Source organism: Pseudomonas fluvialis (assembly GCF_002835605.1).
GTDB classification, from domain to species: Bacteria; Pseudomonadota; Gammaproteobacteria; order Pseudomonadales; family Pseudomonadaceae; genus Aquipseudomonas; species Aquipseudomonas fluvialis.
Genome location: NZ_PIYS01000003.1, coordinates 279211 through 296400, shown reverse-complemented (window position 1 = coordinate 296400; position 17190 = coordinate 279211). Strand labels below are relative to the sequence as shown.

The window sequence follows — 17190 nt, the reverse complement described above, 5'->3', positions numbered from 1 at the left end:
CTATTGCTGGTAGGTCTTGAGGAAGTTGCCGATACGCCCGATAGCCAGTTCCAGTTCATCGACGCGTGGCAGGGTGACCACGCGGAAGTGATCCGGCCACGGCCAGTTGAAGGCGGTGCCCTGGACGATCAGCAGCTTCTCGGAGAGCAGCAGATCCAGTACGAATTTCTCGTCGTTGTGGATCGGGCAGACCTTGGGGTCGATTTTCGGGAAGGCGTACAGCGCGCCCATGGGTTTCACGCAGCTGACCCCGGGAATGTCGTTGAGCAGTTCCCAGGCGCGGTTGCGTTGCTCCAGCAGGCGGCCGCCCGGCAGGACCAGGTCGTTGATGCTCTGGTAGCCGCCCAGTGCAGTCTGGATGGCATGCTGGCTCGGCACGTTGGCACACAGGCGCATGTTGGCGAGGATATCCAGACCTTCGATGTAGCTCTGTGCCTTGTGCTTGGGACCGGAAATGGCGATCCAGCCGGAGCGGAAGCCGGCTACCCGATAGCTTTTGGACAGGCCGTTGAAGGTCAGGCAGAGCACGTCAGGAGCCAGCGAAGCGGTGCTGATGTGCACGGCCTCGTCGTAGAGGATCTTGTCGTAGATTTCGTCGGAGAAAATCACCAGATTGTGCTGGCGGGCCAGTTCGACGATGTCCAGCAGCAGCTCGCGGGAATACACCGCGCCAGTCGGATTGTTCGGGTTGATCAGGACAATCGCCTTGGTATTGCTGGTGATCTTGGCGCGCATGTCGGCGACATCGGGGAACCAGTCGGCCTGCTCGTCGCACAGGTAATGCACCGGCTTGCCGCCGGCCAGGGCCACGGCGGCGGTCCATAACGGGTAGTCCGGGGCGGGAATCAGCACTTCATCGTTGTTGTTGAGCAGGGCCTGCAGGGCCATGACGATGAGTTCGGACACGCCGTTGCCGAGGTAGATGTCCTCAATGCCGACGCCTTCCACCTGTTTCTGCTGGTAGTACTGCATCACCGCCTTGCGCGCGCTGAACAGCCCCTTGGAATCGCTGTAGCCCTGGGCGGTTGGCAGATTGCGGATGACGTCCTGGAGAATCTCCTCGGGCGCCTCGAAACCGAACGGTGCTGGGTTGCCAATATTCAGCTTGAGGATGCGCTGACCTTCTTCCTCCAGACGCTTGGCGTGCTTGAGCACCGGCCCGCGAATGTCGTAGCAGACATTGGCAAGTTTGTTCGATTTGCTGACCTGCATGATCTGAAGATTCCCGAAGGTAAAGGGGCTGCCGCCAGTGCAGCCGGATAATGTGCAAGCGCCGCGGGGACTGGCCAGTGGCGGGGCAGGCATGATACGACTGGGCCGTTGTCGGGAAAAGGCCGGGCCCAGGGTTTTTCTGTGTACTGGCGGGCAATGTACGGGCAGAGGAGATGCAGATGAGCAAGATCAACCGCAGCGATGCGGAGTGGCGCGCCGTGCTTAGCGCTGAGCAGTATGCGGTGTGCCGCCAGGGCGGTACCGAGCGGCCATTCAGTGGTGCCTATTACCGTTGCCCGGGGCCCGGACAGTTCCTTTGCGTGTGTTGCCACACGCCACTGTTCGATGCCGCCTGCCAGTTCGATGCCGGTTGCGGCTGGCCGAGCTACTGGCAGCCGCTGGCGGCAGAGCGGCTGCGTGAACTAACCGATACCAGCCATGGCATGTTGCGCACTGAGGTGCGCTGTGCGGCCTGTGATGCCCACCTGGGACATGTCTTCGATGACGGCCCGCCGCCCACCGGGCTGCGCTATTGCATCAACTCGGTGGCCTTGCAGTGGCGTGCGGCTGATTAGAACACGCCCTGGCTGCGCAGGTAGTCGTCATAGCTGCCGCTGAAGTCGGTCACGCCGTTTTCCGACAGCTCGATGATGCGCGTGGCCAGCGAGCTGACGAACTCGCGGTCGTGGCTGACGAAGATCAGTGTGCCCGGGTAGTTCTCCAGCGCCAGGTTGAGTGCCTCGATGGATTCCATGTCCAGGTGGTTGGTCGGTTCGTCCATCACCAGCACGTTGGGCTTCTGACAGGCCAGCTTGCCGAACAGCATGCGCCCCTGTTCACCACCGGAGAGCACCTTGACCGACTTCTGGATCTCGTCGGAGGAGAACAGCATGCGGCCGAGTGCGGCACGGATGTTCTGTTCGCCACTGGTCCACTGACCCATCCACTCGAACAGGCTGTCGTCGGCCTCGAAGTCGTGGGCGTGGTCCTGGGCGTAGTAGCCGACCTCGGCGCTGTCGGTCCACTTCACGCTGCCGGCATCCGGTTGCAGTTCGCCGACCAGGGTGCGCAGCAGGGTAGTCTTGCCGATGCCGTTGGGGCCGATGATCGCCACACGCTCGCCGGCTTCAACGGTAAAGCTGAAGTTCTTGAACAGCACCTTGTCGTCGAAGGCCTTGGACAGCTTCTCGATGGTCACCGCCTGACGGTGCAGCTTCTTGTTCTGGTCGAAGCGGATGAACGGGCTGACGCGGCTCGACGGCTTGACCTCTTCCAGCTGGATCTTGTCGATCTGCTTGGCGCGGCTGGTGGCCTGCTTGGCCTTTGAGGCGTTGGCCGAGAAGCGGCTGACGAAGGTCTGCAGCTCGGCGATCTGCGCCTTCTTCTTGGCGTTGTCGGAGAGCAGGCGCTCGCGGGCCTGGGTGGCGGCGGTCATGTACTCGTCGTAGTTGCCGGGGAACAGGCGCAGCTCGCCGTAGTCCAGGTCGGCCATGTGGGTGCACACGCTGTTCAGGAAGTGGCGGTCGTGGGAAATGATGATCATGGTGCTGTTGCGCGCCGTGAGGATGTTTTCCAGCCAGCGGATGGTGTTGATGTCCAGGTGGTTGGTCGGCTCGTCGAGCAGCAGTACATCGGGGTCGGCAAACAGCGCCTGGGCGAGCAGCACGCGCAGTTTCCAGCCGGGGGCCACTTCGCTCATCGGGCCGAAGTGCTGTTCCAGCGGGATACCCAGGCCGAGGAGCAGTTCGCCAGCGCGCGATTCGGCGGTATAGCCGTCCATTTCGGCGAACTCGCCTTCCAGTTCGCCGACCTTCATCCCGTCTTCTTCGCTCATTTCCGGCAGCGAATAGATGCGGTCACGTTCGGCCTTGACCGTCCACAGTTGCTCATGGCCCATGATCACCGTGTCGATCACGCTGAACTGTTCATAGGCAAACTGATCCTGGCGCAGCTTGCCCAGACGCACGTTGGGTTCCAGCATCACCTGGCCGGCCGAGGGCTCCAGGTCGCCACCGAGGATCTTCATGAAGGTCGACTTGCCACAGCCGTTGGCACCGATCAGGCCGTAGCGGTTGCCGTTGCCGAACTTGACGGAAACGTTCTCGAACAGCGGCTTGGCGCCGAACTGCATGGTGATGTTGGCGGTGGAGATCAAGGCAAAAATCCTGCAGGCAAGGGCGCGGAGCGCAAAAAGGGCGCGATTGTAGCGCTTTGTCGCGCGCCTGGCACGGCAGGATGTGTCAGGGGTAGTCGATGGCCACGATATACCAGGTGCGCAGGCCGCCCGGAGCCTGTACCTGTACTTCGGCATCCAGCGGCTTGCCGAGCAGCGAGCGGGCCAGGGGCGAGTCGATGCTGATCAGGTTGAGGCGCAGATCCAGCTCGTCAGGGCCGACGATGCGGTAGCGCTGTTGTTCACCGTCTTCGTCTTCCAGGGTTACCCAGGCACCGAAGTACACCTTGCCGGTGTCGCTGGGGCGGCTGTCGACCACCTGGAGCTTTTCCAGGCGTTTGCTGAGAAAGCGCACGCGGCTGTCGATTTCCCGCAGCATCTTCTTGCCATAGGTGTATTCGGCATTTTCCGAGCGGTCGCCCTGGGCGGCGGCTTCGCTCACCGCCTGGGTGACTTGCGGGCGGCGCACATGCCACAGCTCATGCAGTTCGGCACGCAGGCGCGCCTCGCCCTCCGGGGTGATCAGGGCGGTGCCGGCAGGACGTGGTGGGCGGTAACGACTCATCGGGGTTCACTGCTATTGGCCGCGCAATACGCTGAGCGGCGTGGCCTTGAGGGTTTCACGGGTAGCCAGGACGCCTACGCTAGCGATCAGCGCGGCGCCGAGCAAGGGTAGCAGCAACAGCCAGGGATGCGCCTGCCAGTGCAGGTCGAGCACCTGGGTGTAGAGCAGCGCGCTGACCAGCTCGCAGCCCAATGCCGCAAGCAGGCCGCTGAGTCCGCCGAGCAGGGCGAATTCGCGGCGCCGGGCCTGCAGCAGCAGGCGCCGTTCCGCGCCCAGCGCGCGCAGCAGCGCCGACTGCCGCGTGCGCTCGTCGAGGGTAGCCTGTAGTCCGGCCAGTACGACCGCCAGGCCGGCGGCGAGGACGAAGAGCAGGACGAACTCCACGGCCAGGCTGACCTGGGCAAGAATGCTGCGTAGCTGATCGAGGATTGCTTCGATGGGCAGCAGGGTAACCCCGGGGAACTGGCGGGCTAGAGGCAGCAACTGGTCAGCCTGCGCACTGGGCAGGTAGAAGCTGGTGATGTAGCTGGCGCTGTGCTGCTGCATGCCGCGCGGGTCGAAGATGACGAAGAAGTTGGGTTGGAAACTGTCCCAGTCGACCGTGCGCAGGCTGCTGACCTGACGGGTGATCTCGCGGCCGGCCAGGTTGAAGGTCAGTTGGTCGCCCAGCGCAATGCCCAGGCTGCTGGCCAGCTCGGCTTCCAGGGATACGCCCAGGCCCTGGGTGTCGGACTCGTTCCACCAGCTGCCCGCGGTGATCTGGTTGCCACTGGGCAGTTCGGCACTCCAGGTCAGGTTGAGATCGCGGCGGGTGGCGCGCTCACCACGGCTGTCTGCCTCGACCTGATGGGCCACCGGCTGCTGGTTGATGGCTACCAGGCGCCCCGGCAGCATCGGGTAGAGCGGACTGGATTCGGCCTTGAGTTGCTGCAGGGCATTTGCCCAGGCCTGCCGCTCGGCGGGTTGGATGTTCAGGGCAAAGTGGTTGGCGGTGCGTTCGGGTAGTTGCGCTTGCCAGGTGTCCAGCAGTTCGCCGCGTAGCAGGGCAACCAGGGCCATGACCAACAGGATCAGGCCGAAGGCGAGCATTTGCCCGGCGGCAGCCAGTGGCTGACGGAGCAGTTGGCCCAGCCCCAGGCGCCAGGCCAGGCTAGCCTTGTGCAACAGGCGCCGCAGGCTGCGCAAGCCGAGCAGCAACAGCCCGCCGAGCAGCAGGCAGGCCAACAGGCCGCCACCGAGCAGGCTGAGGGTGAGCGCCAGATCGAGGCTCAGTCGCCACATGATCAGGCCGAGTGCCAGCAGCGCGCAGGCGTATACCAGCACCGCGCGCATGGCCAGGGGTTGCAAGTCGCTGCGCAGCACGCGCAGGGGTGGCACGCGGCCCAGCGAGGCAAGCGGCGGCAGGGCAAAGCCGGCCAGGGCCACCAGCCCGGTGGCAACCCCGGCCAGCAGGGGGTGTACGCCCGCCGCCGGAAGCTCGGCCGGCAGCAGGCCGGCGAGCAGGTGCAGCAGCAGCAGATGGCCAAACCAGCCGAGCAGGGCGCCGAGTAGGCTGGCCAGCAGACCCAGTACTGCCAGCTGCATGCCATATAGGTAGAGGGTTTCCCGTGCGCTCAGGCCCAGACAACGGAGCAGGGCGCTGGCGTCGAAACGGCGCCGCGCATAGCGGTTGGCGGACAGGGCCACGGCGACTCCGGCCAAAAGTACCGCGGCCAGGCTGGACAGGTTGAGGTAGCGCTCGGCGCGTTGCAGCGCCTTGCCTACCTGGCTGTTGCCATCGCGCGCATCCAGCAGGCGCTGTTGGGGCAGCAACTGGCCCTGCAGACTGTCGCGCAGGGCGGCCAGTTGTTCAGGATTGCCCTGCCAGAGCAGGCGGTAACGTACCCGACTACCCGGCTGGATGATCTGCGTGGCGGCCAGATCATCCAGGTGCATGAGCAGGCGCGGCGTCAGGCTGTAGAAGTCGCTGGAGCGATCCGGCTCATGGGTCAGTACTCGGCTGATACGCAGGCGATGCTGACCGAGCTCCACGCTGTCACCCACGGCCAGGCCCAGCGCGAGCAACAGGCGCGGCTCGGCCCAGGCTTCGCCGGGCAGCGGGCCGTCGCCAGGTTGCTCTTCGGCAAACGGGCTGGCGGCGCTTTTCAGCTCGCCACGCAGCGGATAGGGATTGTCCACCGCCTTGACGCTGGCCAGTTGTACGGCCTCCTCGCCGATCAGCACGCTGGCGAACTCGACGCTTTGCGCCTGGCGCAGGCCCAGCCGGACGGCGCTGTCGCGCTGTGCCTGAGTGGCCGGCAGCGAACTGTCGAGCACCAGGTCGGCGGCAAGAAATTCGCTGGCGCGCAGCAGCATGGCGTCATTCAACCGCTGGCTGAGATAGCCGATCGAACTACTGGCCGCTACGGCGATGAGCAGGGCGATCAGCAGGGTACGCAACTCGGCAGCCCGGCGTTCACGCCACAGTTGGCGCAAGGCCAGGCGCAGCAGGCTGGACAGTGACAGGCGACGCATCAGTGAGTGTCCTGCAACAGGCGGCCATCCTGCAGGTGCAGCTGGTGCTGGCAGCGTGCGGCCAGGCGCTGGTCGTGGGTGACCAGTACCAGGGTGGTGCCGTGCTCACGGTTGAGGGCGAACATCAGCTCGCAGATATGCGCGCCGGTGTGGTCGTCGAGATTGCCGGTCGGTTCATCGGCAAACAGGATGTCCGGCTCGGCGGCAAAGGCCCGGGCCAGGGCTACACGTTGCTGTTCGCCGCCGGAGAGTTGCCGAGGATAGTGATGCAGGCGCTGGCCCAGGCCGACTCGCTCAAGCAGTGCGCGGGCCTGCTGGCGGGGATTGGCGTGGCCTTCCAGCTCCAGGGGCAGTATGACGTTTTCCAGCGCGCTGAGGCTGTCGAGCAGCTGGAAAGACTGGAAAACGAAGCCGACGTGCTCGGCGCGCACCTTGGCCCGCTGGTCTTCGTCGAGATGGGTCAGTTCATGGCCGGCCAGTCGTACGCTGCCGCTGCTGGGGTTGTCCAGCCCGGCCAGCAGGCCCAGCAGGGTGGACTTGCCCGAGCCGGAACGACCGAGCAGGGCCAGGCTTTCGCCGCGCGCCAGGTCCAGGTCGATGTCGTGCAGGATGGTCAGTTCACCTTCCGCGCTGCCGACCACTTTGCTAAGGTGCCGCGCACTGAGAATACTTGAGCTCATGGGGTGTCCGATGCGTGCCTGGTTGATCCGCAGTTGCCTGGTTCTGTTGCTGTGCACGGGAAATGCACTGGCCGGCACCCTGCTGGTTGTTGGCGATAGTATCAGCGCCGCTTTTGGCATGGATACCACCGAGGGTTGGGTGGCTTTGCTGGAAAAGCGCCTGGCCGAGCAGGGCTATGTGCACCGCGTGGTGAATGCCTCGGTGAGCGGCGAGACCAGTGCTGGCGGGGCTTCGCGGCTGCCGGCGCTGCTCGCCGAACACCGCCCGAGTCATGTGCTGATCGAGCTGGGAGGCAACGATGGGCTGCGTGGTCAGTCCCTCGAACAATTGCAACAGAATCTTGCCGGGATGGTCGAGAAAAGCCAGGCCGCCGGTGCCAAGGTGTTGTTGCTGGGTATGCAGTTGCCGCCCAACTACGGGCCGCGTTATACCCAGGCGTTCGCCGCCGTCTATCCGGCGCTGGGTGAGCGTTACCGCGTGCCGGTACTGCCGTTCCTGCTGGAAGGCGTGGGTGGTCAGGCCGAGCTGATGCAGGCTGATGGCATTCATCCGCGCAGCAGCGCACAGCCGCGCCTGCTGGAGAATGTCTGGCCGCTGCTGCAGCCGCTACTGTAACGGGCGGTTGTCATGTCACGTCGGGTCTGGTCGCTACACGCCTACTACCTGTTGCTACCCGGCGAGCAGCTGGATCTGTTCGCCTGCCAGGAAGTCCGTGTGCACTTGCTCGCTCGCCAGCTGGCGCTGGATAGCCAGGTCGACCATACCTTGTGCGGCGGTTTGTTGCCGGCCCAGCCCAGCTATCGTCTGCTGGATGCTGCCGATCTGCGTGATCGTCGGCTGTGTCCGCTCTGCCTGCAACGCCTGCAGGCGCAGAGGCGCGGCGAGCTTCCCCTGTAGCCGGGAAGCGTTACCTGATGTGATAGCCACTGGCGTGGCGTAGAGGCACGTGTACAATTCGTCGCATCAATCTTTCTTGAGGATTCACCCGCCATGTCGCTGCGTTTGCGCGCTGTCGCCCGCTATTTGCCACTTTCCGCTCTGGCACTGAGCACATCGCTGGCAGCCCTGGAGCTGCCCTTGCCGCCGCCGGGTGAAGACATTGTCGGCCAGGTCCAGGTGATCAAGGCCAAGTACGAAGATACCTTTGCCGACCTGGGCAAGGTGCATGACCTCGGCTACCTGGAGATGGTTGCCGCCAACCCGGGGGTGGATGCCTGGTTGCCGGGCGAGGGGACCGAGATCATCCTGCCGACTCGCTACATCCTGCCGCCGGGGCCGCGTGAGGGGGTTGTCATCAACCTCGCTGAGTACCGCCTGTATTACTACCCACCGGGTGGCAAGGTAGTACACACCTTCCCGCTGGGGATCGGTCGCGAAGGCTGGGGTTCGCCGGTGGCCAACACCACCATTACCGGCAAAGTACCCAATCCCGGCTGGACGCCGCCCAAGTCGATTCTGGAAGAGCATGCGGCCAACGGTGACCCGCTGCCCAGCTATGTGCCGCCGGGACCGAACAATCCGCTGGGGCCGTTCAAGTTCAATCTTGGTGTGCCGGGTTACCTGATTCATGGTTCGAACAAGAAGTTCGGTATCGGCATGCGGGTCAGTCATGGTTGCTTCCGCATGTACAACCATAACGTGCTGAAACTGGCGGACATGGTGCCGGTAGGCACCAAGTTGCGCATCATCGATGAGCCCTACAAGTTTGGGGTAAGTGGCGGCAAGCTGTATCTCGAGGCTCATGCGCCGCTGGATGATCAGGGCGTACCCTCTGTTGTCGACAAGCATGCTGCGGTGATCAATGCGCTGCTCAAGCGTGAAGATCTGGCGGCCAATGTGCGCATGGATTGGGAAGTGGTACGTGAGGTCGTGGCGGCCGAGGACGGCCTGCCGGTGGAAATCGCCGAGCCGCGTGAGGCGATTGCCAGCAACGATGTGCAGTTGCCTTACTGAATCCGCTGTTTAACCCGCTGTCACACCCCGCCAGTGCTCACTGCGCGGGGTGTTTTTTTATCCGCAAGTAGCTGGAAAAAAGAAACCCCGCCGAAGCGGGGTTTCTTTTGCCTAGCGGACGAGTCTTAGACCTGTACGCTCGGGATGATCGCTTTGGCCGCGGCGTCGCGGTACTCGGCGATCTGGTCGAAGCTCAGGTAGCGGTAAACGTCGGCAGCCATGCTGTCGATATTCTTCGCATACTCCATGTACTCCTCGACGGTCGGCAGCTTGCCGATGATCGAAGCGACCGCGGCCAGTTCGGCAGAAGCCAGGTACACGTTGGTGGCGTCGCCCAGACGGTTCGGGAAGTTACGGGTCGAGGTGGAGACCACGGTCGAACCGGTCTGTACGCGCGCCTGGTTACCCATGCACAGCGAGCAACCCGGCATTTCCATGCGCGCGCCAGCCTTGCCGTAGATGCCGTAGTAGCCTTCCTCGGTGAGCTGGTGGGCGTCCATCTTGGTCGGCGGAGCCAGCCACAGACGGGTCGGAATGCCACCCTTGACCTTGTCCAGCAGCTTACCGGCAGCGCGGAAGTGGCCGATGTTGGTCATGCACGAACCGATGAACACTTCGTCGATCTTCTCACCGGCAACGGTGGACAGCAGACGGGCGTCGTCCGGATCGTTCGGCGCGCACAGTACCGGCTCTTTCACGTCGGCCAGATCGATTTCGATCACGGCGGCGTACTCGGCATCCTTGTCGGCTTCCAGCAGTTGCGGGTTGGCCAACCAGGCTTCCATCGCCTTGGCACGACGCTCCAGAGTACGGGCATCGCCGTAGCCTTCGCCGATCATCCAGCGCAGCATGGTGATGTTCGACTTCAGGTACTCGGCGATGGCGCTTTCCGGCAGCTTGATGGTGCAACCGGCAGCGGAACGCTCGGCGGAGGCGTCGGACAGCTCGAACGCCTGTTCAACGGTCAGCTCGTTCAGGCCTTCGATCTCGAGGATGCGGCCGGAGAAGATGTTCTTCTTGCCTTTCTTCTCGACGGTCAGCAGGCCAGCCTGGATCGCGTAGTAGGGGATGGCATGCACCAGGTCACGCAGGGTGATACCCGGTTGCAGCTTGCCCTTGAAGCGCACCAGTACCGACTCCGGCATGTCCAGCGGCATCACGCCGGTGGCAGCGGCGAAGGCTACCAGGCCGGAACCGGCCGGGAAGGAGATGCCCATCGGGAAGCGGGTGTGCGAGTCGCCACCGGTGCCGACGGTGTCCGGCAGCAGCATGCGGTTCAGCCAGCTGTGGATGATGCCGTCGCCCGGACGCAGGGATACACCGCCGCGGGTCATGATGAAGTCCGGCAGGGTGTGGTGGGTGGTGACGTCGATCGGCTTCGGATAGGCCGCGGTGTGGCAGAAGGACTGCATCACCAGATCGGCGGAGAAGCCCAGGCAAGCCAGGTCTTTCAGCTCGTCACGGGTCATCGGGCCGGTGGTGTCCTGGGAACCGACGGTGGTCATCTTCGGTTCGCAGTAGGTGCCCGGACGCACGCCCTGGCCTTCCGGCAGGCCGCAGGCGCGACCGACCATCTTCTGCGCCAGGGTGAAGCCCTTGCCGCTGTCGGCCGGAGCTTCCGGCTTCTTGAACAGGGTGGACGGAGCCAGACCCAGCTCGGCACGGGCCTTCTCGGTCAGGCCACGGCCAACGATCAGCGGGATACGGCCGCCAGCGCGCACTTCGTCGAGCAGTACGTCGGTCTTCAGCTGGAAGGTGGTGACCAGTTCGTCGCTGCCATGGCGGCGCACTTCGCCCTTGATCGGGTACACGTCGATGACGTCGCCCATGGCCAGGTTGGTGCAGTCGAATTCGATCGGCAGGGCGCCGGCGTCTTCCATGGTGTTGTAGAAGATCGGGGCGATCTTGGTGCCGAAGCAGAAACCACCGGCGCGCTTGTTCGGTACGTTGGGGATGTCGTCGCCGAAGAACCACAGCACCGAGTTGGTGGCGGACTTACGGGAGGAACCGGTACCCACTACGTCACCGACGTAGGCAACCGGGAAGCCTTTGGCTTTCAGGGCTTCCATCTGCTTGATCGGACCAACGGAACCCGGCTGATCCGGGTTGATGCCGTCGCGGGCCATCTTCAGCATGGCCAGTGCGTGCAGCGGGATGTCCGGGCGGGACCAGGCGTCCGGAGCCGGCGACAGGTCGTCGGTGTTGGTTTCGCCGGTGACCTTGAACACGGTCAGGGTAACTTTTTCCGGCACGGCCGGGCGGTTGGTGAACCACTCGCCGTCAGCCCAGGACTGCATCACGGCCTTGGCGTTGGCATTGCCGGCCTTGGCTTTCTCGGCAACGTCGTGGAAGGCGTCGAACATCAGCAGGGTGTGCTTGAGTTGCGCGGCGGCCACTTCGGCCAGCTCGGCGCTGTCCAGCAGCTCGACCAGGGTGGCGATGTTGTAGCCGCCCTGCATGGTGCCCAGCAGCTCGACGGCGAGGGTCTTGCTGATCAGCGGGGAGGTCGCTTCGCCCTTGGCGACGGCAGACAGGAAGCCAGCCTTGACGTAGGCCGCTTCGTCCACGCCCGGCGGAACACGGTTGGTGATCAGATCGACCAGGAAGGCTTCTTCGCCAGCCGGCGGGTTCTTCAGCAGCTCGACCAGGCCTGCAGTTTGCTCGGCGTTCAGCGGCTGGGGAACGATCCCCAGCGCGGCGCGCTCTTCTACGTGTTTGCGATAGGCTTCAAGCACAGTTTTACCCTCATCAGTGGTCCCAACAGGTTGTCCGGGACGCTCATCCAGGAAGCCCGCACACCCTGCGCCGCAGGGAGATATGAACCCTCAGGCCAGGGTTGCGCAGGTTCCATCCAGAAGAAGCTGTTTTCAAAGTTTTACGCCGCCAGGCGGTTGATGAGGGTTGGCGAGACAGGGACACCCTGCGTCGCCAACGGACTCTGGCGAAAAACTGTGCTCGTGACGCTTTGAAAACAGCTTCGTGCGGACAATTTTGCCTGTCTGCTGCTGCGTCTACCGGCCTGGCAAAGCGAGGTTGCCGGCGTCGGCTGGTGTGTCGGCAGTCAGTCAATGGCGCAACGATTCTACTGGAATCGCCCGGCAAAGTTAAGCGTGGCGCAGGCTCTGGATGGCCGGTCGGGGATGTCTGGCGGATTATTCCAGAGCGGCTATTCGTGGCTATCTGGAAGTCAACGGTGTTGATCGTGCAGGTTTATGGCGATGCTTGAGTAAAGGGTGTGGTGTTTGTGGCGTGGTCGTTGGCTTAGACAAAGGGCTAAGATGGCGTTTTTTGACAGCCAACCGGGGAGTGTGTGGTATGTCCAGCCTGGCGGTGAAAACACCTTGTGTCGGCCTGTGCTCCACAGTGTATGGCGACCTGGTGTGTCGAGGCTGCAAGCGTTTTTGTCATGAGATCATCGACTGGAACGGCTATCCCAACGAACGCCGCCTGGCTATTTGGCAGCGCCTGGAGCAGTTGCAGGTGCAGGTGCTGGCGAGCAAGTTGCTGATCGTCGACAGCCAGCGCCTGCGCGAGCAGTTGGAAGCGCGGCAGATTCGTTTCGTGGCCGAACAGTCGCCGTATTGCTGGGCTTATCAGTTGTTAAGGCGTGGCGCCGGGCGGATGCGCAATCTGCAGGCTTATGGTTTGGCCTTGCAGCCGGCCTTTGCCGGCATGCCGCTCGCCGAACTGCTGGAGCAGGTAGAGCAGGCATATTTTCAGGCCTCCCTGGCCTGCTACGCGGCACTGATGGAGCAGGCCTGAATATGCTGGCCGTCTATTTGCGACGCCTGCTGGGTAGTCGGCGTACCCGCAGTGGCAATCGTCAGTTGGGGCTGATCCTCGCCGGGGTGGCCGGCGCGATCAACGCCGGAGGCTTTCTGGCGGTACAGCAATACACCTCGCATATGACCGGTATCGTGTCCTCGATGGCTGACAATCTGGTGCTGGGGGCTTATTCGCTGGTGTTGTCCGGACTGGGTGGGTTGCTGTGCTTCCTGTTGGGGGCGATCTGTTCGGCGATGCTGGTGCATTACGCGCGGCGGCGCCGGCGACATAGCGAGTTCGCCTTGCCGTTGCTGCTGGAGGCACTGCTATTGCTGGGGTTTGGTCTGCTGGGTGCGCGCCTTTCGAGTATCGAAGGGCTGTTCGTGCCGCTGACCGTGATGCTGTTGTGCTTCATCATGGGCTTGCAGAATGCGCTGATTACCAAGCTTTCGCATGCCGAGATTCGTACTACCCACATCACCGGGATCGTCACCGATATCGGTATCGAGTTGGGCAAGCTGTTCTACTGGAATCGAACCCAGCTGCCGCCAGGGCGGCGGGTGCAAGCCAATCGCCAGCGGCTGCTGTTGCACAGCGCACTGGCGTTGAGCTTCTTCGCCGGTGGCGTGCTGGGTGCCCTGGGTTTCAAGCACCTGGGCTACAGTGCCACGTTACCACTGGCTTTGTTGCTGGTGATGCTGGCCAGCGTGGCGATGATGGATGACTGGCGTTCGTGGCAGCGCCGTCGCCAGCGCCGCCGTTGACAGGCTGCGTTTAGAAGCGGTCGCGGCGTACGACTTCGTCGAACGGTAGACGTCCCACGCGAGGCTTGTGTTCGACGTTGCGCTTGCCAATCGCCACCATCAGGCCGATCAGATGATTTTCTGGAAGATTGATCAGGCGACCGACAGCCTCGAAGTCAAAGCCGTCCATAGGTACTGAGTCCAGATCCTTGCCGCGGGCAGCGAGCATCAGCGTTTGTGCGACCAGGCCGCAGCTGCGCAGGGCTTCGTCGCGCTGTACTTGCGGTTTGTCGCGGTAATAGCCATCGATAGCGCCGACCATGAACTGTGCAACGTCTTCCGGGGCGCCTTCCCAGACGCGGCTGGCATTGCATTGCCAGCTGTCCACGCGGGCACAGATAACCACCAGCATCGAGGCCTCGCTGACCTGGGCCTGATCCCAGGCTACGGCACGAATTTGTGCGCGCAGTTGCGGGTCCTGGACATCGACCAGGCGGACATGTTGCAGATTGAATGCGGTGGGAGCGAGTAGGGCCAGTTCCAGCAGTTCCTGGCGATCACTGTCGCTCAGCACATACTGGCTGTCATAGCCGCGCACGGCACGGCGGCTACGAATGGCATCAAGCGTATCCATATAAATCTCCGGTAATTCGCGGTTCAGATAGACCGTTTAAGACGGTGCAGATGCTCAACGACATCGGCTGCCCCTGCCAGGCGCAGGCCCTCTCCGAGGGCATTGGCCAGTGGCTGGTTGCGAGGCAGGAGCAGGGCTTCCGGGCCGCCGCTGGCATCGCGCAGGCTCAGGCGTGCATAAGGCAGGCCGGTGTCCAGCAGCAAGCCCATGAAGGCAGGGTCGCTCCAGGCTTGTGCCGGCATGGCCAGCATATGGTAATGCAGTTGCAGCTGTTCCAATGCCAGGTCGTCGATATGGTAATGCGCCAGACGCGCTGGCAGCAGTACCGGCAGTTCACGCCGGCGCGCGTAGGCCACCGCGCTAATGAAGGCCTCCAGCTGCTGCTCACCTGCCCAGAACAGCCGTTCGCCACGCCAGTCGGCGCGGAGCAGCTGGATGGGCTCGCCTTGCAGGAAGTGTGGCAAGGGCAGACACACTGCACGCAAGAAATCCTTGTAGCTGATGATGCGTACGTTGCGCTGCGGCTTGCTGGCCAGGTAATCCTCGAAGCTGCGTGCCTGCAGGTACGCGCTTTCGGCGGCGTTGATGCCGTCGATGTGTCGCAAGTCGACTTCATCCAGGCTGTATTGCTGCAGGGTGACGATGCGGCTGAGCGCGGCGTGGGCTGCGGCCTTGTCTTCCTGCACGGGGCCTGACAGGGCGCTGCGTGGCAGGTCGGCCAGGCGCTGCAAGGGCGGGCCGGCCTGCCAGCTGATGCTGTCAGGGTGGCTCGGCAGGGTTTGGAAAGGTAGTTGCAGCTGGCTGGCGCGTTGCAGGATATGCCGTGCCTGGCGCCCACCCATGCCCAGGCGTCCCAGCAGGGTGGCCAGGCGGCTGCTCAGCGGTGCGGACGGTTCGCTCAGGCTCATGGGGGTACGATCAGTGGCCGGCTGTCAGTACAGTGTGGCAGAACTTGCCGCGAGCTGTCTGGCGCTGCGCATGGCGAGTTGTATGCAAGAATGAATCGTTCACCATAAAGGATGCCTCCATGCCCAGCCTGATCCTGGATATCGCCGTGAGTTCCGACCTCTACCTGGCGGTATACCAGGGGCGTGCGAACCGGATATTGCTGCGAAGTCGCGACGGGCGCAAGGTCAGTTTGCCAGCTGCTCGCCTGCAACCCTACCTTACCCATGCCGGTATCCATGGCAGTTTCGAGCTGGAGTTCTCCAGTGACGGCAAGTTGCTGCGCCTGTCGCGTTTGACGGGAGGCTGAGCCAAGCGCGTCGCTTTCCCGGCGCATGGCAAGAAACTATACTGCCTGTCCTTTTCCCAAGCCGATGCCGACCATGTATACCCTGGCCCGTGACCTGCTGTTCAAACTTGCCCCGGAAACCTCCCATGACCTGTCCATCGACCTGATTGGCGCGGGTGGGCGGCTTGGCCTGAATGGCCTGTTGTGCAAGGCGCCGGCCAGCCTGCCGGTGCGCGTCATGGGCCTGGAATTTGCCAATCCGGTGGGGTTGGCGGCGGGCCTGGACAAAAATGGTGATGCGATTGATGGCTTTGCCCAGCTGGGCTTCGGTTTTATCGAGATCGGTACCGTTACCCCGCGAGCCCAACCGGGTAACCCCAAGCCGCGGCTGTTCCGTCTTCCGGAAGCGCAGGGCATCATCAATCGCATGGGCTTCAACAACCTGGGCGTGGATCATTTGTTGGCTAGGGTGCAGGCAGCGCGTTATCGCGGCGTGCTGGGCATCAATATCGGCAAGAACTTCGACACGCCGGTTGAGCGTGCGGTGGATGATTACCTGATCGGCCTGGACAAGGTCTATGCGCATGCCAGCTATGTGACCGTCAATGTCAGCTCGCCGAACACGCCTGGGCTGCGCTCGCTGCAGTTTGGGGATTCGCTACGGCAGCTGCTCGAGGCGCTGCGTCAGCGCCAGGAAGACCTCGCTGTGGTGCATGGCAAGCGCGTACCGCTGGCCATCAAGATTGCTCCGGACATGACCGATGAGGAAACCGTGGATGTAGCACGCGCCTTGCTCGATACCGGCATGGATGCGGTGATTGCCACCAATACCACACTCTCGCGGGAGGGTGTCGAGGGTTTGCAGTATGCCGACGAGGCAGGCGGGTTGTCCGGCGCGCCGGTGCGCGACAAGAGCACTCATACGGTCCGCGTGCTGGCTGGCGAGTTGCAGGGCCGGCTGCCGATCATTGCCGTGGGCGGTATCACCGAAGGCCAGCATGCGGCGGACAAGATCGCCGCTGGAGCCAGCCTGGTGCAGATCTACTCCGGGTTCATCTACCAGGGGCCTGCGCTGATTCGTCAGGCCGTGGATGCCATTGCCGCCTTGCCGCGCAGCCAATAAAAAGGGCTCCCGTTGGGAGCCCCTGGGCTTGCGCCCGCCGCTCGAATGGAGCGGTCTGGAAAAAACGATGTGATCCTGAACGGTCAGCCTACGGCGTGCAGTTGATTGAGTCGATGAATGCCGGCGGTGCCGGTAAAGCCATCCCACTGGTCGCCACGACCTTCACGCCAGCCATTGAGCCAGGCCTGACGGGTGGAGGGGGTGGTAAAAGGACAGAGGTCGCGGGATTTGCCATGAATGCCGTGCTGATAACCACGCAAAAAGGCTCGTTCCATCGGATCACGCTTGAGTCTTCTCATAGGGTGTAGCCCTCACTTGTTGACTGTTATGTCCCGGTGGCCCGCTGCTGGGGCCGGGCAGAATGGTCGCTGCCCACGGAGCTCGCTGCCGGCGTGGCGAGGTTCCTGCCGTTACCTTTGCGGTTACGGTTGCTAGAGTTCTAACCAATGCGTGGCGAGCTGTGAATGACCGTTTTGTCATAAGCAGGTCATGTATGTATGGATGGGGCGATAAGCCCATGCACCTTTCTGGTTGCTGGGCCATGCCCTGGCCTTGTGTGCCGCGGATTTGCCAGCAACCCATGGCGATGAACC

The 17190-nt window shown here is 63.2% G+C and carries 17 protein-coding genes; 8 read left to right on the top strand and 9 right to left on the bottom strand.

The annotated features are described in order from the left end of the window. A complete protein-coding gene (locus tag CW360_RS03230) occupies window positions 1-1212 on the bottom strand; it encodes a pyridoxal phosphate-dependent aminotransferase (RefSeq protein ID WP_093985282.1) in 1212 nt (403 codons plus the stop codon). 179 nt (window positions 1213-1391) lie between these two features. Between CW360_RS03230 and msrB the strand changes: the two genes are divergently transcribed. Further along, the gene (gene msrB, locus CW360_RS03225; protein WP_093985281.1) at window positions 1392-1787 is read left to right on the top strand and encodes a peptide-methionine (R)-S-oxide reductase MsrB; all 396 of its coding nucleotides are present in this window, start codon (window positions 1392-1394) and stop codon (window positions 1785-1787) included. On the opposite strand, the gene CW360_RS03220 is transcribed toward msrB, so the two are convergent. The 4 genes from CW360_RS03220 to CW360_RS03205 all read right to left on the bottom strand — a co-directional run bounded on the left by CW360_RS03220 (window position 1784) and on the right by CW360_RS03205 (window position 7144). Further along, window positions 1784-3367: an ABC-F family ATPase gene (locus CW360_RS03220; RefSeq protein ID WP_093985280.1), complete on the bottom strand. Its 1584-nt coding sequence runs from the start codon at window positions 3365-3367 to the stop codon at window positions 1784-1786. The two genes, msrB and CW360_RS03220, sit on opposite strands and share 4 nt — an antisense overlap. Before the next feature lie 85 nt (window positions 3368-3452). Next, window positions 3453-3950 (bottom strand): transcription elongation factor GreB, encoded by a 498-nt coding sequence (gene greB / locus CW360_RS03215; RefSeq protein WP_093985279.1) that lies wholly within the window; start codon window positions 3948-3950, stop codon window positions 3453-3455. A 12-nt stretch (window positions 3951-3962) separates the two neighbouring features. Next, window positions 3963-6464: an ABC transporter permease gene (locus CW360_RS03210; RefSeq protein ID WP_101192735.1), complete on the bottom strand. Its 2502-nt coding sequence runs from the start codon at window positions 6462-6464 to the stop codon at window positions 3963-3965. After that, window positions 6464-7144, bottom strand: coding sequence for an ABC transporter ATP-binding protein (locus tag CW360_RS03205; RefSeq protein WP_101192734.1), 681 nt, complete (start codon window positions 7142-7144; stop codon window positions 6464-6466). Before CW360_RS03205 ends, CW360_RS03210 begins: the two co-directional genes overlap by 1 nt. Window positions 7145-7154: 10 nt before the next feature. On the opposite strand from CW360_RS03205, the gene CW360_RS03200 reads away from it, so the two are divergent. The 3 genes from CW360_RS03200 to CW360_RS03190 all read left to right on the top strand — a co-directional run bounded on the left by CW360_RS03200 (window position 7155) and on the right by CW360_RS03190 (window position 9098). Next, window positions 7155-7760, top strand: a complete 606-nt coding sequence (locus tag CW360_RS03200; protein ID WP_101192733.1) for an arylesterase — start codon at window positions 7155-7157, stop codon at window positions 7758-7760. A 12-nt stretch (window positions 7761-7772) separates the two neighbouring features. Next, a complete protein-coding gene (locus CW360_RS03195) occupies window positions 7773-8042 on the top strand; it encodes a hypothetical protein (protein WP_093985275.1) in 270 nt (89 codons plus the stop codon). A 93-nt stretch (window positions 8043-8135) separates the two neighbouring features. After that, on the top strand, window positions 8136-9098 hold the full coding sequence (locus CW360_RS03190) for a L,D-transpeptidase family protein (RefSeq protein WP_093985274.1): 963 nt from the start codon (window positions 8136-8138) through the stop codon (window positions 9096-9098). Between the two features lie 125 nt (window positions 9099-9223). Here the strand turns inward: CW360_RS03190 and acnB are convergent, their stop codons facing one another. Beyond that, a complete protein-coding gene (gene acnB, locus CW360_RS03185) occupies window positions 9224-11833 on the bottom strand; it encodes a bifunctional aconitate hydratase 2/2-methylisocitrate dehydratase (RefSeq protein WP_101192732.1) in 2610 nt (869 codons plus the stop codon). A gap of 580 nt (window positions 11834-12413) precedes the next feature. Between acnB and CW360_RS03180 the strand changes: the two genes are divergently transcribed. Both CW360_RS03180 and CW360_RS03175 read left to right on the top strand, forming a co-directional pair. Next, entirely contained in the window at window positions 12414-12860 is a 447-nt protein-coding gene (locus tag CW360_RS03180; RefSeq protein ID WP_093985272.1) for a DUF1289 domain-containing protein, read from the top strand. A 2-nt stretch (window positions 12861-12862) separates the two neighbouring features. Next, a complete protein-coding gene (locus CW360_RS03175; RefSeq protein WP_101192731.1) occupies window positions 12863-13627 on the top strand; it encodes a YoaK family protein in 765 nt (254 codons plus the stop codon). A gap of 10 nt (window positions 13628-13637) precedes the next feature. Here CW360_RS03175 and CW360_RS03170 read toward each other — a convergent pair whose 3' ends face one another. Both CW360_RS03170 and CW360_RS03165 read right to left on the bottom strand, forming a co-directional pair. After that, window positions 13638-14240, bottom strand: coding sequence for a nitroreductase family protein (locus CW360_RS03170; protein ID WP_101192730.1), 603 nt, complete (start codon window positions 14238-14240; stop codon window positions 13638-13640). A 23-nt stretch (window positions 14241-14263) separates the two neighbouring features. Beyond that, complete coding sequence (locus tag CW360_RS03165; protein ID WP_101192729.1) at window positions 14264-15148, bottom strand: DUF6685 family protein; 885 nt, start codon at window positions 15146-15148, stop codon at window positions 14264-14266. 119 nt (window positions 15149-15267) lie between these two features. On the opposite strand from CW360_RS03165, the gene CW360_RS03160 reads away from it, so the two are divergent. Continuing rightward, window positions 15268-15495 carry a DUF2835 domain-containing protein gene (locus tag CW360_RS03160; RefSeq protein WP_093985268.1) on the top strand — a complete coding sequence of 76 codons (228 nt, stop codon included), beginning with the start codon at window positions 15268-15270 and terminating at the stop codon, window positions 15493-15495. 73 nt (window positions 15496-15568) lie between these two features. Then, the gene (locus CW360_RS03155; RefSeq protein ID WP_093985267.1) at window positions 15569-16597 is read left to right on the top strand and encodes a quinone-dependent dihydroorotate dehydrogenase; all 1029 of its coding nucleotides are present in this window, start codon (window positions 15569-15571) and stop codon (window positions 16595-16597) included. A gap of 83 nt (window positions 16598-16680) precedes the next feature. Here CW360_RS03155 and rmf read toward each other — a convergent pair whose 3' ends face one another. Continuing rightward, a complete protein-coding gene (gene rmf / locus CW360_RS03150; protein ID WP_093985266.1) occupies window positions 16681-16896 on the bottom strand; it encodes a ribosome modulation factor in 216 nt (71 codons plus the stop codon). Window positions 16897-17190 lie beyond the last annotated feature (294 nt).

Excerpts from the sequence above, each read along its gene's own strand:
- CW360_RS03230 (WP_093985282.1), bottom strand. The coding sequence starts at position 1,212 with ATGCAGGTCAGCAAATCGAACAAACTTGCCAATGTCTGCTACGACATT.
- msrB (WP_093985281.1), top strand. The coding sequence starts at position 1,392 with ATGAGCAAGATCAACCGCAGCGATGCGGAGTGGCGCGCCGTGCTTAGC.
- greB (WP_093985279.1), bottom strand. The coding sequence starts at position 3,950 with ATGAGTCGTTACCGCCCACCACGTCCTGCCGGCACCGCCCTGATCACC.
- CW360_RS03210 (WP_101192735.1), bottom strand. The coding sequence starts at position 6,464 with ATGCGTCGCCTGTCACTGTCCAGCCTGCTGCGCCTGGCCTTGCGCCAA.
- CW360_RS03205 (WP_101192734.1), bottom strand. The coding sequence starts at position 7,144 with ATGAGCTCAAGTATTCTCAGTGCGCGGCACCTTAGCAAAGTGGTCGGC.
- CW360_RS03200 (WP_101192733.1), top strand. The coding sequence starts at position 7,155 with ATGCGTGCCTGGTTGATCCGCAGTTGCCTGGTTCTGTTGCTGTGCACG.
- CW360_RS03195 (WP_093985275.1), top strand. The coding sequence starts at position 7,773 with ATGTCACGTCGGGTCTGGTCGCTACACGCCTACTACCTGTTGCTACCC.
- CW360_RS03190 (WP_093985274.1), top strand. The coding sequence starts at position 8,136 with ATGTCGCTGCGTTTGCGCGCTGTCGCCCGCTATTTGCCACTTTCCGCT.
- CW360_RS03180 (WP_093985272.1), top strand. The coding sequence starts at position 12,414 with ATGTCCAGCCTGGCGGTGAAAACACCTTGTGTCGGCCTGTGCTCCACA.
- CW360_RS03175 (WP_101192731.1), top strand. The coding sequence starts at position 12,863 with ATGCTGGCCGTCTATTTGCGACGCCTGCTGGGTAGTCGGCGTACCCGC.
- CW360_RS03170 (WP_101192730.1), bottom strand. The coding sequence starts at position 14,240 with ATGGATACGCTTGATGCCATTCGTAGCCGCCGTGCCGTGCGCGGCTAT.
- CW360_RS03165 (WP_101192729.1), bottom strand. The coding sequence starts at position 15,148 with ATGAGCCTGAGCGAACCGTCCGCACCGCTGAGCAGCCGCCTGGCCACC.
- CW360_RS03160 (WP_093985268.1), top strand. The coding sequence starts at position 15,268 with ATGCCCAGCCTGATCCTGGATATCGCCGTGAGTTCCGACCTCTACCTG.
- CW360_RS03155 (WP_093985267.1), top strand. The coding sequence starts at position 15,569 with ATGTATACCCTGGCCCGTGACCTGCTGTTCAAACTTGCCCCGGAAACC.
- rmf (WP_093985266.1), bottom strand. The coding sequence starts at position 16,896 with ATGAGAAGACTCAAGCGTGATCCGATGGAACGAGCCTTTTTGCGTGGT.